This window comes from Agrococcus sp. HG114 (assembly GCF_024723325.1).
GTDB lineage: Bacteria > Actinomycetota > Actinomycetes > Actinomycetales > Microbacteriaceae > Agrococcus.
The window spans coordinates 68,575-83,592 of record NZ_JANQCH010000001.1; the positions used below are offsets into that span (position 1 = coordinate 68,575).

14 protein-coding genes are annotated in these 15,018 nt (G+C 73.0%); 3 read left to right on the forward strand and 11 right to left on the reverse strand.

Translation table 11 applies throughout. From position 1 onward, the window contains the following. Positions 1–150 precede the first annotated feature (150 nt). Complete coding sequence (locus NWP09_RS00310; protein ID WP_258273548.1) at positions 151–669, forward strand: YfbM family protein; 519 nt, start codon at positions 151–153, stop codon at positions 667–669. Between the two features lie 53 nt (positions 670–722). Here NWP09_RS00310 and NWP09_RS00315 read toward each other — a convergent pair whose 3' ends face one another. The 9 genes from NWP09_RS00315 to NWP09_RS00355 all read right to left on the reverse strand — a co-directional run bounded on the left by NWP09_RS00315 (position 723) and on the right by NWP09_RS00355 (position 11,169). Further along, on the reverse strand, positions 723–1,340 hold the full coding sequence (locus NWP09_RS00315) for a hypothetical protein (RefSeq protein ID WP_258273549.1): 618 nt from the start codon (positions 1,338–1,340) through the stop codon (positions 723–725). A 60-nt stretch (positions 1,341–1,400) separates the two neighbouring features. After that, positions 1,401–2,615, reverse strand: a complete 1,215-nt coding sequence (locus tag NWP09_RS00320) for a PLP-dependent aminotransferase family protein (protein ID WP_258273550.1) — start codon at positions 2,613–2,615, stop codon at positions 1,401–1,403. Positions 2,616–2,733: 118 nt separating this feature from the next. Beyond that, positions 2,734–4,299, reverse strand: coding sequence for an amidohydrolase (locus NWP09_RS00325; RefSeq protein ID WP_258273551.1), 1,566 nt, complete (start codon positions 4,297–4,299; stop codon positions 2,734–2,736). Continuing rightward, a complete protein-coding gene (locus NWP09_RS00330) occupies positions 4,296–5,912 on the reverse strand; it encodes a thiamine pyrophosphate-dependent enzyme (protein ID WP_258273552.1) in 1,617 nt (538 codons plus the stop codon). Before NWP09_RS00330 ends, NWP09_RS00325 begins: the two co-directional genes overlap by 4 nt. Further along, complete coding sequence (locus NWP09_RS00335; RefSeq protein WP_258273553.1) at positions 5,909–7,699, reverse strand: amidohydrolase; 1,791 nt, start codon at positions 7,697–7,699, stop codon at positions 5,909–5,911. Before NWP09_RS00335 ends, NWP09_RS00330 begins: the two co-directional genes overlap by 4 nt. Further along, positions 7,677–8,687, reverse strand: coding sequence for a C-terminal binding protein (locus tag NWP09_RS00340; RefSeq protein WP_258273554.1), 1,011 nt, complete (start codon positions 8,685–8,687; stop codon positions 7,677–7,679). Before NWP09_RS00340 ends, NWP09_RS00335 begins: the two co-directional genes overlap by 23 nt. Next, complete coding sequence (locus tag NWP09_RS00345) at positions 8,677–9,525, reverse strand: amino acid ABC transporter ATP-binding protein (RefSeq protein WP_309137086.1); 849 nt, start codon at positions 9,523–9,525, stop codon at positions 8,677–8,679. Before NWP09_RS00345 ends, NWP09_RS00340 begins: the two co-directional genes overlap by 11 nt. Continuing rightward, a complete protein-coding gene (locus tag NWP09_RS00350; RefSeq protein WP_258273555.1) occupies positions 9,522–10,250 on the reverse strand; it encodes an amino acid ABC transporter permease in 729 nt (242 codons plus the stop codon). The genes NWP09_RS00345 and NWP09_RS00350 overlap by 4 nt, the downstream gene beginning before the upstream one ends. 64 nt (positions 10,251–10,314) lie before the next feature. Further along, positions 10,315–11,169 (reverse strand): transporter substrate-binding domain-containing protein, encoded by an 855-nt coding sequence (locus NWP09_RS00355; protein WP_258273556.1) that lies wholly within the window; start codon positions 11,167–11,169, stop codon positions 10,315–10,317. Between the two features lie 215 nt (positions 11,170–11,384). Here NWP09_RS00355 and NWP09_RS00360 point away from each other — a divergent pair, with 215 nt between their 5' ends. Further along, the gene (locus NWP09_RS00360) at positions 11,385–12,332 is read left to right on the forward strand and encodes an Lrp/AsnC family transcriptional regulator (protein ID WP_258273557.1); all 948 of its coding nucleotides are present in this window, start codon (positions 11,385–11,387) and stop codon (positions 12,330–12,332) included. 79 nt (positions 12,333–12,411) lie between these two features. Continuing rightward, the gene (locus NWP09_RS00365) at positions 12,412–14,082 is read left to right on the forward strand and encodes an HNH endonuclease signature motif containing protein (protein ID WP_258273558.1); all 1,671 of its coding nucleotides are present in this window, start codon (positions 12,412–12,414) and stop codon (positions 14,080–14,082) included. A gap of 49 nt (positions 14,083–14,131) precedes the next feature. On the opposite strand, the gene NWP09_RS00370 is transcribed toward NWP09_RS00365, so the two are convergent. Both NWP09_RS00370 and NWP09_RS00375 read right to left on the reverse strand, forming a co-directional pair. Continuing rightward, positions 14,132–14,437, reverse strand: coding sequence for a putative quinol monooxygenase (locus NWP09_RS00370; RefSeq protein WP_258273559.1), 306 nt, complete (start codon positions 14,435–14,437; stop codon positions 14,132–14,134). Next, positions 14,434–15,000: a glycerol-3-phosphate responsive antiterminator gene (locus tag NWP09_RS00375; protein WP_258273560.1), complete on the reverse strand. Its 567-nt coding sequence runs from the start codon at positions 14,998–15,000 to the stop codon at positions 14,434–14,436. Before NWP09_RS00375 ends, NWP09_RS00370 begins: the two co-directional genes overlap by 4 nt. Positions 15,001–15,018 lie beyond the last annotated feature (18 nt).

Genomic DNA, 15,018 nt, shown 5'->3' on the forward strand with positions numbered 1-15,018 from the left:
GCCCGCCCGTTCCGCTGTCAACGGCAGCAACGGCGGCGAGCGCGGCGCGCTCCCGGCCGTCCGCGTGCGCGACGACGCGAGCCCGCGCGTCGTCCACAGCGTCGGCGGAATAGGGCACGCCGATTGCGGGGCATCGACGACACTCGCCACATGGGAATCAGGTACTACGCGTATGCCTTCGACCGTCCGATGACCCAACAGGCGCTCGCGGACCCGAGAAGCTTCATCGCGGGCGATCCACTCGCTGACGCGTGGGGCTTCGAGCCCGGCGCGCAGATCGCGTCACCCAGCTTCGAGCAGTCGGTGCCGAAGCGCGACATGCTCTACCTCGACAAAGCGTGGTCGATGCTGCAGCGCCTCACGGGCCCGGGCTCAGGCGACGGCGATGTGCGGCCCGCATATCGCATGTTCGAGGGGCATGTGACGGACCGCGAAGGCGGCTGGGAGCCGTGGGTACGAGCGCTGCCGCCTGATGAGGTGCCAGCGATCGCGCGTGATCTCGCCGGCATCGACGACGCCGAAGCCCGAGCCCGGCTGAGGGAGAGCGGCCGCTTCGGCGGGGAGCCGGACGCGGAGGCCGACTATGCGATGCACTACCTCGATGCCGCTCGCGCCTTCGTCTCCGCGCTTGCCACCGAGGGTCGAGGAATGGCTTACCTCATCGGCTGACCGCCTCTCGCGCTGCTGGCCGATCGGCGCGGTGACGAGCAAGGCGAACGGCGTCAGGCCAGGAGGGGCTCGCCGCAGTCGCGGCACGTGGGACCGGCCGGCACGACCATGAAGCAGCTCGGGCAGGTGGTCTCGCGCATCGCCCCAGGGGGCGCAGCCTTCGGTGCCGCCGCGGCGCGGGTGGTGCCGCGCGGCTTGGCGGCACCACGCGGCTTGGCGGCGCGAGCCGGCTTGGCTGCGCGCGCGGGCAGCGGCGCGAGCACCGTCGGCGTGCCGCCGTCGGCCGGCATCGTCGCGCCGTAGAAGCGGTAGCACTCGAGCCGGTCCTCGGCTGCGACCCGTTCGCGCGTGTGGGCGTCGGTGCCGGTCGCCACGCCGGGATAGCCGTCGCCGACGAGGCGCTCCGCCGTGACGCACAACGACGTGAGCCGGGGCTCGCCGCGCTGCTGCGCATCCGCCGCCACCGCGCCGAGCACCCGAGGGATCCACTCCTCCGGAGGCTGGTTCGTCGTGATGCCGGTGCGGGCCTGGACGCGCCCGCTCAGTGCCTCGTAGGTCACCCAGGCGCCGTACTCGCCGGCGGTCTCGATCAGCGCATCGCGGGCCGCCGGGGCCCACTTGCGGATGGCGTCGGCCTGCGAGACGTACTTGCCGTTCGCCAGATGCGGCACGGATCCTCCTCGGGTGGTGAGGATCAACCGTATCGAGCCGTCCTTGCCCGGCGCTCGGCGTCAGGCGGCGACGGAAGCCGCCGTCCGCTCGAACGCGAGACCCAGCCGCCGCGCGCCCTCGGCGAGCCGCTCGGGCGTCTCGAACGAGAAGGCGAGGCGCAGCTCGCGCGCGCCCTCGCCAGGCGCGCAGAACGAGGCGCCCGGCACGAAGACGACGTGCTCGTCGATCGCCGCGTCGAGCAGCGCGTGCGTCGTCCAGCCCTCGGGCAGCGTCAGCCAGGTGAAGAAGCCGCCGGTCGGCTCGGTGAGCTCCGAGCCGGCGGGCAGCAGCGGCACGAGCGCCTGCCGCAGCGCGGTTGCGCGCTCGCGGTAGACGGCGGCCGCGTTCGCGATGATGCCGCGGAAGTCGTGGTGCGCGACGTAGTCTGCGGCGAGCGCCTGGCTGAGCGGCGACGGGCAGATGACCGTCGACTCCGACGCGAGCTGCAGCGGGCGCCGCATCCACCCGGGCGCCGCCGCCCAGCCGACCCTGAGGCCCGGCGCGAGCACCTTCGAGAACGAGCCGAGGTAGACGACGTGCTCAGGGTCGAGCTCGTGCAGCGACGTGAGCCGCCGCGGCTCGAACGCGAGCATGCCGTACGGGTTGTCCTCGACGATCGGGATGCCCGCCTCGCGGCAGATCTCGACGATCGCGGGGCGCCGCGACTCGGCGAGCGTCACGCCGCGCGGGTTCTGGAAGTTCGGGATCGTGTAGAGCATCCGCGGGCGCCGGCCCTCGCCGGCCAGGTGGCGGATGCGCTCCCGCAGCGCCTCGGGCACGAGGCCGTCGGCGTCCATCGGCACGTGCTCGACGCGCAGGCCCGCGCCGCCGAAGACGCCGAGCGCGCCGACGTACGTCGGGTCCTCGACGAGGATCGTGTCGCCCTGCTCGCACAGCAGCTTCGTCACGATGTCGAGCGCCATCTGCGACCCCGCGGTCACCTGGATGCCCGCGGCGTCCGCGTGCACGTGCTCGGCCGCCATCAGCTCGACGATCGACTCGCGCAGCCCCCCGGAGCCGTTGCCCGCGCCGTACTGGAGCACCTCGTGGCCGCGGTCGCGGATGAGGCGGGCGGATGCGTCGGCGAGCCACTCGAGCGGAGCCAAGGTGAGGTCGGGGTTGCCGCCCGCGAGCGAGATGACGCCCGGGCGCATCGAGGCCTCCCAGACGTCGCGGACCGGGGAGGGGAGGAAGCCGTGGGAGCGGGTGGTGAGGTAGGGGTGGGGGGTCAGCACCGCGGGGGCTCCTTTGCCTGGGGTGAGGTGTTTGGTCTCGATACGCCGCCTTCGGCGGCTACTCGACCAACGGAGGTGGGGGCGGGGTGGGGCCGTGGCTACTCGACCAACGGGCGAGTCATGAGGTCGGCCAGGGGAGGTCGATGGGGGCCTCGAAGTCGCGCGGGAGGAGCGGGGGCATCGGGTCGGCGGCCGTGCGCTCGTCGAACTCGGCGCGCGCGGCCGCGAGCTCGTCGGGCGACGTGAGCAGGCGCAGGAGGGTGCCCGCGATCGTCTTGCCGGCCGTCTCGATCGTCGGGTCGATCGTCGCCGGGATGCCGCCCATCGCGTTCATCGTCCACGCCGGGTACGGCGCCGCCGCATCCGGCTTGAGCGCCGGGCGCGAGACGTAGAAGCGCACGGTCGGCGCGTAGTGCGTCATCTCGACGTAGTCGTCGCTCGTCCAGTTGCGCTGCCACGCGGGCATCATCTCGCGCAGCTTCGCCTCCGCGTCCTGCGGCGTGATGAGCTGCTCGCACTCGTCGAGGAACGGCCGCTCCATCGGCTCGATGCCGAGCTCCCGTTGGATCTCCTGGGCGACCTGCACCGCATCCGCCCCGTACGACGGCGCGCCGACCGCCGAGAGCTCGTCGAACAGCGCCGCCGAGAGCACGTGGTTCGTGCGGCCGGGCCGCGAGCGCGCGACCCACGTCTCCTCGACCGTGCAGTGCGCCATCGTCGCGGCCGCCGCGGCGTTGCGGTCGAGCGCCGCGAGGATCGACTCCGCCATCGCGATGTCGGGCGTGCGCCACGAGAACTGGATGCGCGCCGACCGGGCCGGCAGGTTGTCGGCCGTCGCCTGCCCATCGGTCAGGATCGCATCCGTCAACGACCAGCCGCCGGTCGCCGGCAGGATCGCGTCCTGCATCGCGCGCGACGCCGTGTACATCTGCGTGAGCGCGAGGTTCGCGCCCGGGGCGCGGGCCGCCGAGTGCGAGGCGGGGATCGGCGAGTCGCCGTGCCCGCGCTGCCACGTCTCGGGCTCCTCGCACAGGAACGTGTAGACCTTCGAGTAGTAGGCGCCGCACTGCGTGTCCCACCGCGCCGTGTTGCACAGCGGCAGCATGTAGAAGGGGTGGAACGAGACGATCGCGTCGACCCCGTCGTAGTAGCCGCGCAGCCCGTGCACGACCTTCGAGCCGTGCATCTTCTCGGCCGGCTCGCCGGTGTAGCGCAGCGTGCCGGCGATGCCGTGCTCGCGCATCGCGTGCTGCGTCGCGAGCACCCCGGCGAGCGTCGAGATGCCGAGCGCCGAGTGCGGGTCGGTGTGCCCGCCCGAGAACCGGCTCGAGCCCTCGCGCGGCTGCTGGTGCGTCACCGGCGCCTGCGAGTTGCCGGGCACCGCGTCGTACTCGGCGTAGCTCAGCAGGGCCGGCCCGTCGCCGTTCGACCACGTCGCCGAGAACGCGGTCGGCATGCCAGCCGAGCCCTCCTCGACCTCGAAGCCGTGCTCGCGCAGCTTCGCCACGTACCAGGCGACCGAGCGGTACTCGCGCCAGGCGGGCTCGCCGTAGCCGAAGATCTCGCTGTGCCAGGCCGAGAGCTCGGCCATGTGCTCGTCGATCCAGGCGCGGGCCGTGGCCTTCGCGGCCTCCGAGAGGTCGGCGGATGCGGCGGTCGTCGTCGCGGTGTCGGTCATGGTCATGCTCCGAAGATCTGCAGGGGGATGTGGACGAGGCTCACGCCGGGCTCGGCGATCGCGGCCGCGACGGCGGCGGGCACGGCGGATGCGTCGTCGACGCGGGTGCCGGAGGCCCCGAAGGCGCGGGCCAGCAGGGCCCAGTCGGGCTGGTGCAGGCGCACGCCGATCGGGTCGATGCCGCGGTCGGCCTCATTCTGCTCGATCTCGCCGTAGCCGCCGTTGTCGACGACCACGACCGCGAGGTCGAGCTGCTGCTCGACGGCGGTCGCGAGCTCCTGCACGCTGAACATGAGCGCGCCGTCGCCCGTGACGACGACGACCGGGTCCTCCGGGGTCGCGATCTTCGAGCCGATCGCGGCGGGCAGGCCGTAGCCGAGCGTCGCGTACGCGGGCATGTAGGGCATCGACGCGGGGGCGTTCTGCCGCACCGCGCTCGTCATGCCGTAGTAGGTGATCTGCGACGAGTCGCCCGCGACGACCGCGGAGCGCGGGATGCCGCTCGCGATCGCCTCGGCGGCGGCCATCTCGCGCGGCGCGAACGCGCGGGCGGCCTCGACGAGCGCGGCGCGCACCTCGTCGAGCCCCTGCGGGTCGGCCGGCGCGCGGTCGACGCGGGCGGCGAGCGCGGTGACGGCCGAGCGCGCGTCGCCGTGCAGGCGAATCGTGGCCGGGAGGTTCTTGTCGAGCTGCGCCTCGTCGATGTCGACGCGGATCACGGCGCCCGCGGGCCGCAGCTCGTTGCCCCACAGCTCCGCCTCCCCGAGCTTCGAGCCGACGACGAGCAGCGCATCCGCCCCGTTCACCACCTCGGCGGCGGGCGCGAGCCGCAGCTCGCTGCCGAGCGAGAGCGGGTGCGACTCGGGCACCGCGCCCTTGCCGTTGAGCGTCGTGAGCACGATCGCACCGAGCCGCTCGGCGAGCGCGGTGAGCGCCGCGCCCACGCGCACCGCTCCCCCGCCCGCGATGATCACCGGGCGCTCGGCGCCCTGCAGCGCCGCGGCCGCGGCGTCGAGGGCCGCCTCGTCCGTCACCTCGGGCGCGGCCGCCTCGCGCGGCGCGAGCAGCGCGTCGTCGATCGCCGTCTCGGCCTCGAGCACGTCGAGCGGCACCTCGACGTGCACGGGGCGCGGGCGCCCGGAGCGGAACAGCGCGAACGCGTCGTGCACCGCCTCGACCGCCTCCTCCGCCGAGCGCACGCGCCGGCTCCACAGCAGGATCGCGGCGGCAGCCGCCGACTGGTCCTTCGTCTCGTGCAGCGCCCCGCGGTCGGCGAACTCGTCGCCGATCGCGACGCCGGGCGAGAGCACGATCATCGGCCGCGACTCCGCGAAGGCCGTGCCGCCCGCCGAGAGCGCGTTCAGCAGGCCCGGCCCGCTCGTCGTGATCACGACGCCCGGGGTGATCGGCCCGCGCGCCGAGCGGCGCTGCGCCCACGCATCCGCCGCGTACCCGGCGCCCTGCTCGTGCCGGCTCGTGACCGCGCGGATGCCGAGCGCCGGCAGGTGCCGGTAGAGCTCGAGGTTGTGCGTGCCGGGGATGCCGAAGACCGTGTCGACGCCGTAGCCGGCGATCGTCTGCAGCACGGCCCAGCCGGCGTTGCGGCGCGCCTCGGTCATCGTGCTGCCTCGAGGTGTGCGGTGGCGGATGCGTCGGCCTGCGCCGCGCGGTCGGCCTGCGCGCCGTCGTCGGTCGCGCCGCGCTCCGCGGCGGCGCCGTCGGCGTGGTCGGCCTCGGCGCGGTGCACCTCGACGCCCCCGACCCACGTCGCGCGCACGCCGATGCCGGCGATCTCGTCGACGGGCGTCGCGACCGGATCGGCCGCGAGCACCGCGAAGTCAGCGGCCTTGCCCACCTCGAGCGAGCCGAGGTCGCGCTCGCGCCCGATCGCGCGGGCCGCGTGGATCGTGTGCGCACGCAGCGCGAGCTCGACGTCGATCGCGAGGTCGTCGCCGCCGAGCTGCACGCCGCGCCGCGTGATGCGCGACGCGGCCGCCTGCACGGCCTCGAGCGGCCTCGGGTCCGCCACCGGCGCATCCGACGAGATCACGAGCGGCAGCCCGGCCCGCTCGAACTCGCCGAGCGGGTTGAAGCGCTCCCCCGGCGTGCCGATCGCGCGCGTGACGCCCTCGCCCCAGTTGAAGTGGTGCTGCGGCTGGTTCACGGGGATGATGCCGGCCGCGGCCATGCGCTCGATCTGCTCGGGCGTCGGGAGCCCGCAGTGCTCGATGCGGTGGCGCGCGTCGGGGTCGGGGCGCTCGGCGAGCGCCGCCTCGAGCCCCGAGAGCACCATCTCGATCGCGTCGGGCGACTGCGAGTGCGTCGCCGTCTGCAGGCCCACCGCGTGCGCGCGGGAGACGAGCGAGCGGTACTCCTCGGGGTCGTGGTACAGCTGCCCGGTGCGGCACGGGTCGTCGAGGTAGCCGTCGGGGAACCAGGCGGTCTCGCCGCCGAGCGTGCCGTCGGCGTAGAGCTTGATGCCCTGGATCGCCAGGCGCGCGTCGCCGAGCGGGCCGTGCACGCCCATCTCGATCGCCGCGTCGAGCAGGTGCGAGAGCAGGTAGGCCGCGACCCGCATCCTGAGGCCGCCGCGCTCGGCGAGCCGCAGGTAGGTGTCGAGCTCGCGCTTCGAGACCTGCGCGTCGCCGATCGTCGTGACGCCGCCCGCGAGGAACTGCGCCTGCGCGCCCTCGAGCTGCCGCACGAGCTCCGCCGGCTCGTCGCCGAGGTGGAAGTTCGGCCCGTGGTGCCCGATCTTCACGCCGTGCAGGCCCGTGAGCACGTTGCACGCCGCATCCGACAGCTCGCCCGTGAGCTCGCCGTCGGCGTCGCGGAAGAACTCGCCGCCCTCCGGGTTCGGGGTGTCGCGGGTGACGCCGTTGTGCTCGAGCGTCCACGAGTTGACGACGCCGCCGTGGCCCGAGGCGTTCATGAGGTATACCTCGCGGTCGGTCGCGACCCGGTCGAGCTCGAAGCGCGTCGGGTGGCGGCGCTCGGCGAGGTTGCGCTGCTCGTAGCCGTAGCCGCGCACGGGCGCGCCGGCGGGGAGCCGGTCGGCGGCCTCGCGCAGGAGGGCGATGATGCCGGGGATGTCGCGCGCCTTGTCGGGCCCGCAGTCGACCCACGTGCTCAGCTGCCCGAGCATGAGCGGATGCGCGTGGGCGTCGACGAAGCCGGGCACGACCGTGGCGTCCCCCAGGTCGACGCGCTCGACGTGCGGCAGCGCCGCGGCGGCGCGCTCGACGTCGGCGACCTCGCCGATCGCGGCGATGCGGCCGTCGATGACGAGCATCGCGGCGGCGACGGCAGCGCTGCCGTCGGCCGCGCTCGCCATGGTGCGGATGCGCTCGGCGGTGATGAGCAGCGGGTGCTCGTTGCGGGCCTCAGGCGCGGGCAGGTGACGCATCTGCGGTCTTCCTCTGCGGAGTCGGGGTGTTGACGGGGGTGGCGGGCCGGCCGGTGCGGAGGAACGCGAGCGCGTTCTCGGCCTGCAGCCGCACGTAGTCGGCCATCGACGCATCCGACAGGAACGCCGAGTGCGGGGTGACGATGACCCGCGGATGCGCGACGAGCGGGTCGTCGGCGCGCGGCGGCTCGGTGGCGAGCACGTCGAGCGCCGCGCCGGCGAGGTGACCGGTCTCGAGGGCGTCGAGGAGGGCCGCCTCGTCGATGAGCGCGCCGCGGCTCACGTTGACGACCGTCGCGCCGCGCGGCATGCGCGCGATGCGCTCGGCGCCGAGCCAGCCGGCGGTCTCGGCCGTGAGCGGCAGGTGCAGCGAGAGCACGTCCGCGGACTCGAGCGCCTCGTCGGCGCTCATCCGCTCGATGCCGGGCGTCTCGCCCGCGTAGGGGTCGTAGCCGACGACGCGGCCGAAGGTGGCGGATGCGCGCTCGGCGAGCGCGAGCCCGATGCGGCCGAGGCCGACGAGCCCGAGCGTCAGCTCGCTCAGCCGGCGCGGCGTGGGGGCGTCGGCGAGGTCCCAGCTGCCGGAGCGCACGGCGGCCGCGTGCGCGACGACGCCGCGGGTGCTCGCGAGCGCGAGGGCGAGCGCGTGCGTCGCGACCTCCTCGGTCGCCGCGCCCAGCACGTTCGCGACCCAGATGCCGCGCTCGGTCGCCGCATCCACGTCGACCATGTCGAAGCCCATCGACGCGGTCGCGACGAGGCCGAGCCGCGGCATCCGCTCGAGCAGCTCGCGGTCGACGCGGCCGTAGCCCGTGAGCAGCACCTCGGCGTCCGGCGCCGCGCACACGAGCGAGTCGGGACGGTCGTCGCGCGGTCGGACGATGCGGCACCCGGCCGCCTCGAGCATCCGCACCCCGGTCTCGATGTCGAGCTCGTCGAGGTCGCGCGCGACCGCGACGACGCGGCCCGCCGCGACGTCAGTGGACATGGCTGAGGAACTTCTTCGTGCGCTCGTGCTGCGGGTCGTCGAAGAACTGCTCGGGCGGGGCCTGCTCGACGATGACGCCGCCGTCGAAGAGGGTCACCTCGTCGGCCGCGCGGCGGGCGAAGCGCACCTCGTGCGTCACGACGATCATCGTCATGCCGTCGTTCGCGAGCTGCTCCATGACCTCGAGCACCTCGCCGACGAGCTCGGGGTCGAGCGCGCTCGTGGGCTCGTCGAAGAGCATGACCTTCGGATTGAGCACGAGCGCGCGCGCGATCGCGACGCGCTGCTGCTGGCCGCCCGAGAGCTGCGAGGGGTGATGGTCGGCGCGGTCGGAGAGCCCGACGCGACCGAGCATCGTGTGGGCGCGCTCGAGGGCCTCGGCGCGGCCCACCTTCTGCACGGCGGTGAGCGCGAGCGCGACGTTCTTCGCGGCGGTCAGGTGCGGGAAGAGGTTGAACTTCTGGAACACCATGCCGACGTCGCGGCGCTGCACGGCGAGCTGCGCCTCGGGCAGCGCGCGTCCGGCGGCGTTGACGCCGATGCGCTTGCCCTCGAGCAGGATCTCGCCCTTGTCGGCCGGCTCGAGCAGCGCCATGAGGCGCAGCATCGTCGACTTGCCCGAGCCCGAGGGGCCGAGCACGGCCTTCACCTGGCCCTGGCGCACCTTGAACTCGACGCCCTTCAGCACCTCGTTGCCGTGGTACGCCTTGTGCAGGTCGCGCACCTCGAGGGTGGGGATGTCGGTGACCAGCGCGCCCGTGGGCGTGTACTCGGGCTGCGTCGCCTGGGCGTCGGCGGCCTGGGCGTCGGCGGCCTGGGCGTTCGTGTGCTCGTTCATCGTGCGGCTCCCACCAGCTTGAGTGCGCGGCGCTTCTTCGTCGGCAGCGACGACGCCCAGTGGAAGCGCCGCTCGATCTGCATCTGGATGATCGTGATGATGCTGACGATCACGAGGTAGTAGATGATCGCCACGGCGTAGTACTCGGCGTAGCGGAACGTGATGTTGACGCCCACCTGCGCGGTCGTGAGCAGCTCGCGGAGCGAGATGACCGAGGCGAGCGACGAGTACTTGATGAGGCCGATGAACTCGTTGGTCGTCGGCGGCAGGGCGATGCGGATGGCCTGGGGCACGAGGATCTTGGACATCACGGAGCCGGGCTTCATGCCGAGCGCGCGGCCCGCGAGCGCCTGGCCCTCGTCGACCGACGAGAGGGAGGAGCGGATGATCTCGGCCATGAAGGCCGCCTCGACGAGACCGAGGCCGACGGACGCGGCGATGAACGGGTTGTAGCCCCACTCGCGCAGGCCCGGGATGAGCTGCGGCAGCGCGTTCCACATGATGAGGAGCACGAGGAGCGCCGGGATCGCCCGGAAGAACCAGATGTACGCGAGCGAGAGCCACTGCGCGACGGCCGACTTCGAGCCGCGCGCGACCGCGAGGATGAAGCCGATGACGGTCGCAATGATGAGCGACACGACCGCGACGCCGATCGACAGCAGCGCGCCCTGCAGGTAGACGGGGCTGAACAGCTGCGTCAGGAAGATCTGGAGATCGAATCCCACGATGGGCTCCTCTCGCGTGCCCGGCGGTTCGCCCGCCGGGCACGCTCAGTGGTGGAGGTTCGGACTAGTAGACGTCGACGATGTCGGCGTCGAGGTTGTACTCCTCGGCGATCGACGCGAGGGTGCCGTCGTCGTGGAGGGCGCGCAGGCCCTCGGCGACCGCGGCGCTCACGGGGCTGCCCTTCTGCGTGAAGACGCCGAAGACCGTGTCGGTCGGGAAGACGTCGGCCACCGCGAGGCGGCCCTCGTTCTGCGTCTCCATGTAGGCGGCCGCGACGTTCGTCTCGGTGAGGGCGTCGGCGAGGCCGTTGACCACCGCGAGCACCGTCTCGGCGGTCTTCGGGTAGCTCTGGATCGTCATGGGGTCGTCGCCGCACTCGGTCTCGTTGATCGACTGCAGCTCGAGCTCGTTCGAGCTCGCGGCCTGCACCGCGACGGTGAGGCCGCAGAGGTCGGCGGGCTCAGTGAGCTCGGGGGCGAGCTCGGGCTTCGCGAGGATCGCGGAGCCGGCGTTCATGACGGGCGAGGCGTCGGCGACCGCGAGGCGCTCCTCGGTGATGTAGAGCCCGCCGAAGATCATGTCGCACGTGCCCGACTGCAGGCCCGGCATGAGGCCGTCGAAGCTCGTCACGACCATGTTCGTCTCGACGCCCCAGTGGTCGGCGAGGGCGCGGATGCCGTCGGCGTCGAAGCCGATGATCTCGCCGTCGCTGCCGTTGGCGTAGTACTCGAGCGGCGCGTACTCGGGGTCGATGCAGGCCGAGAGCTGGCCCGGGTTGACGAGGCCCTCGGGCGCGTTCGACGACGCGTCGCCGCCGGCGGAGCCGGAGGCCTCGGGCGCTGCGGACCCGGCGGAACAGCCGGCGAGCAGGGTGATCGTGGCCGCGGCGGCGCCGATCACGAGCAGGGACTTCTTCATCTTCACTCCATCGGGAAGGGGCCGGCACCTGGGGCCGACGATTGGTCAATCGTTGCCGGGGAGCCGCGTCCATGTCAAGACGAGTTTTCATCGAGACGAGGCGATTCCTGAAATGTTGAGCCGCCTTGTTCGCCATTGTGACACATCCGGCATGCTGTGCGGTACGCTGACGCAAACGCTGCACCACGACGATCGACGAAGATTCAGGAGCGCAGATGGATCGCACGACCGAGCTCGCCCTCGTGGAGCTGCGGCGCGACGGGCGCCTCTCGTTCAGCGAGATCGCGCACCGCCTCGGCACGACGCGCGCGGCGATCGCCCACCGCATCGGGCCGCTGCTCGACTCGGGCGAGCTGCGCGTGCTCGCCGCGGTGCACCCGCGTGTGCTCGGCCTCCGCGTGCTCGCGCACGTCGGCGCTCGCGTGCAGGGCCGGGTCGACGAGGTCGCGGGCGCCATGCTCGAGCTGCCGGCGGCGGTGTTCGTGTCGCAGACGATCGGCCCGTTCAACATCGCGGTCGAGCTGCACGTGCAGTCGGAGGAGGCGCTTCACGAGCAGCTGCGGCTCATGCGCGCGATCCCCGGGGTGCAGGAGCTGACGGTGACGATCTACCACGAGGTGCTCTCGAGCTTCTTCCTCGGCCCGGAGCCGGACGTCACCGACCTCGTGCTCGACGAGGCCGACCGCGCGATCATCGCGCTGCTGCAGGAGGACGGCCGGGTGCCGCTGCGCGACCTCTCGGCGGCGGCGGGCCTCTCGATCACGGGCGCGCGAGCGCGCCTCCACCGGCTGCTCGAGTCGGCGGTCATGCGCGTCGGCGCGATCGGCCAGCACGCGGAGTCGGGGACCTCCCTGACGGTGGGCCTCGGCGCGTCGACCGCCGACGCATCCGCCCTCATCGAGCTGCTCGGCGCACGCCCCGGGCTGCAGTTCATGGCGCGCACGATCGGCCGCTTCGACCTCGTCGCGACCGTGCCGGTCGGCTCGCTCGACGAGCTGCGCGAGGTGCTCGACGCTGCGAGGGCCACGCCGGGCGTCATCTCGGTCGACGCGTGGCTGCACGAGCGCATCCGGCAGGAGCGCTACCAGTTCGCGCAGCCGCTGACGGCGGGCGCGGGCGGCGGGAGCGGCCGCGCGTCGCGGAGGGCGGCCGCTCGGCGCTGAGCGGCCGCGGATCAGGCGGTCTCCACAGCCGTCGCGGCGACGCGCGCGTCGTGTGGGTGGCCTCTGGTCTACTGCCTGCATGGACGCATTCGGGCTCGACGGCGAGGAGTACATCGCCGCGGTCCGCGCGGGCACCATCGACCCGTTCGGCAGCTCCGCCGACGAGCTGCAGGAGTCGCTCGACGACTTCGACCGCGCGATGTCCGAGCGGCTGCGTGCGCTGAGCGACGAGCAGATCGATGAGATCGCTCGCACCGGCGCGGCGATCCCCCGAGTGACCGAGCCGCCGCGCTCCGATGCCGCCGAGCGCCTGCGGCTCGACCAGGAGTTCGTCGGGCGGATGCGCGCCATCGAGGCCCGGTCCGCCCGCATCGAGGGCGAGCGCCGAGCCCTCATGGCCTCCCACCTGCAGCGCGTCATCGACATGGCGGGCGACTCGGGTCCGCGCGTCAAGGAGCTCGCGATGATAACCGCGGTCGAGCTCGGCCTCACGGGCGGGGGCGTGGCTCGGCGCATGACGGATGCGTGGACGATCGTCACCGAGCTGCCGGCGGCACACGAGGCGGCCGCCTCGGGTCGCATCACCACCGCGCACCTGAGCGTCATCGAGGGCGAGACGCGCGCACTTCGGCTCGATGCCGACGTCGCCGCTGAGGAGCGCACGCGCGTGATCGACGAGCTCGTCGCGGTGGCCGAGAGCGTCAGCACCGCGCAACTGCGGGCGCGGGCGAAGCGCATCGTCAACCACGCGCTGACCCGACCGCTGCAGATCCGCCACGAGACGGCGCGGCAGCAGCGGCGCGTGCAGATCTTCGACGCCGGCGACGGCATGGCCGACCTCGTCGCGCGCATCCCCGCCCTCGAGGCGGCGGCGATCCACGACCGGCTCACGCAGGCGGCTCGCAAGAAGCCGAAGGACGACTCGCGGACCTACGACCAGTTCCGCGCCGATGCGCTGCAGGAGGTGCTGCTCGCGGGGGTCGTGCCCGACGATCTGCACGGCGTCTCGCCCATCACAGCGCACATCTCGATCGCCATTCCGGCGACAGAGCTGCTGCACGGCGCCGATGGGCAGGACCCGGCGCTCCGCGCCGTCGACTTCCCGGCATCGCTCGACGGCAAGGTGCTCGTCGACCGCGAGTCGGCGCGGCGCATCGCCGGCGACACCGCCGTGTGGGAGCGCCTGTTCACCGATCCGGTGTCGGGAGTGCCCGTGACGGTCGACGCCTACCGCGCGTCGGCCGCGCAGCGTCGCTGGCTCAGGGCACGCGACGGGCGCTGTCGCGGGCCAGGCTGCGCGAAGCCGGTGATGAGGACCGACCTCGACCATACGAACGACTTCGCCAAGGGCGGCTCGACGAGCCTCGACAACCTCGAGCACCTCTGCCGGTCGGATCACGGCTTGAAGCACGACACCCGGTGGAGCGTCGAGCAGCTGCCGGGAGGAGCCCTGCGATGGACGTCGCCCATCGGCCAGGTGATCGACGACATCGTCGAGCCCGCGGGCCCGACCTTCACCGATGTGCCTCGATCGAGGCCCAAGCCGCCGAAGCGCACCCGAAGTGAACGCGTGCGCGATTACCGGGAAGCGGTCGAGCGCCTCGAGCGCCCTGCAGCCGAGCGGAGCGGCCGCGACTCACCACCGCCGGCGCCTCTCGACGCGGGCCACTGGCGTGGCTTGCTGGGCGAGTCAGACGCGCCCCGCGACCGACGCACGCCCCGCGCGGAGGCCGAGCCGGCTCCGTTCTGAGCGGCTCTGCTGCTCGGCACTCCGACGCGGAGCGTGGGCTGGCGAAGGTTCAGCCGATGGCGCCGTCGCCCTCGTAGCCGACGACATCGCGGCTCTCGAGCAGCGGGATGATCTGCATCTTGCCGATCGACGCGAAGTGCGCGCTCTCGCGGTGCGCGGCGAACGCATCCGCGTCGTCGTAGGACTCGACGATCGTGAAGACGTTCGCGTGCTCGAGGTCGCGGGCGACCGAGTACGACAGGTTGCCGGGCTCCTGGCGCGAGGCCGCCGCGAGCTGCGGCAGGAGCTCGGCGACCTGGTCTGCCGCCTCGGGCTTCGCGGTGTAGGTGGCGATGACGGTGAAGTGCTGGTTCATGGTTGCTTCCTTCGGTAGTTCCAGAGCGAGCGCTCGCTCGTCGAGACCGCGGCGGCCCCGCAGGCGAGCGCGGCCTCGAGCGAGCGCTCGTTGGCGACGAAGCCGCCCGCGATCACCGGGGAGATGCGCATGAGGGGCTCGTCGAGGATGTAGGGGAGGACGGGCGCCGGCATGATCTGCACGTAGCTGGGCTTCGAGCCCTCGAGCCCGTGCGTCGAGCGCGGCAGGTTGAGGCGATCGGTGACGAAGAGCTTCTGCATCGCGAGCATGCCCTGCTGCTCGATCCGCGAGACCATCGCCGCCCGCGTGGTCACGACCCCGGCGGCACCGACCTTCGCGAGGAAGTCGATGCCGCCGCGGTCGGGCGCGAGGCCCGAGACGGTGTCGGCGTTGATGAAGGCGAACCGCTCGGCCTCCGCCATGCGCGCGACGATCGCCTCGAGCCGCAGCAGGTCGGCGTTCGCGACGATGCAGACCGGCGCGTCGGTGTCGAGGAACTCGTCGATGTCGCTCGGGGTGAACAGCGACGCGATCGCCGGTCGGGTGCGCAGCTGGGTGGACACCAGCGACCGGCGACGCGT

Bases quoted from the DNA above. Each gene is read 5' to 3' on its own strand.
- NWP09_RS00310 (WP_258273548.1), top strand. From the start codon at position 151: ATGGGAATCAGGTACTACGCGTATGCCTTCGACCGTCCGATGACCCAA.
- NWP09_RS00325 (WP_258273551.1), bottom strand. From the start codon at position 4,299: ATGACCATGACCGACACCGCGACGACGACCGCCGCATCCGCCGACCTC.
- NWP09_RS00330 (WP_258273552.1), bottom strand. From the start codon at position 5,912: ATGACCGAGGCGCGCCGCAACGCCGGCTGGGCCGTGCTGCAGACGATC.
- NWP09_RS00335 (WP_258273553.1), bottom strand. From the start codon at position 7,699: ATGCGTCACCTGCCCGCGCCTGAGGCCCGCAACGAGCACCCGCTGCTC.
- NWP09_RS00340 (WP_258273554.1), bottom strand. From the start codon at position 8,687: ATGTCCACTGACGTCGCGGCGGGCCGCGTCGTCGCGGTCGCGCGCGAC.
- NWP09_RS00345 (WP_309137086.1), bottom strand. From the start codon at position 9,525: ATGAACGAGCACACGAACGCCCAGGCCGCCGACGCCCAGGCCGCCGAC.
- NWP09_RS00355 (WP_258273556.1), bottom strand. From the start codon at position 11,169: ATGAAGAAGTCCCTGCTCGTGATCGGCGCCGCCGCGGCCACGATCACC.
- NWP09_RS00360 (WP_258273557.1), top strand. From the start codon at position 11,385: ATGGATCGCACGACCGAGCTCGCCCTCGTGGAGCTGCGGCGCGACGGG.
- NWP09_RS00365 (WP_258273558.1), top strand. From the start codon at position 12,412: ATGGACGCATTCGGGCTCGACGGCGAGGAGTACATCGCCGCGGTCCGC.
- NWP09_RS00370 (WP_258273559.1), bottom strand. From the start codon at position 14,437: ATGAACCAGCACTTCACCGTCATCGCCACCTACACCGCGAAGCCCGAG.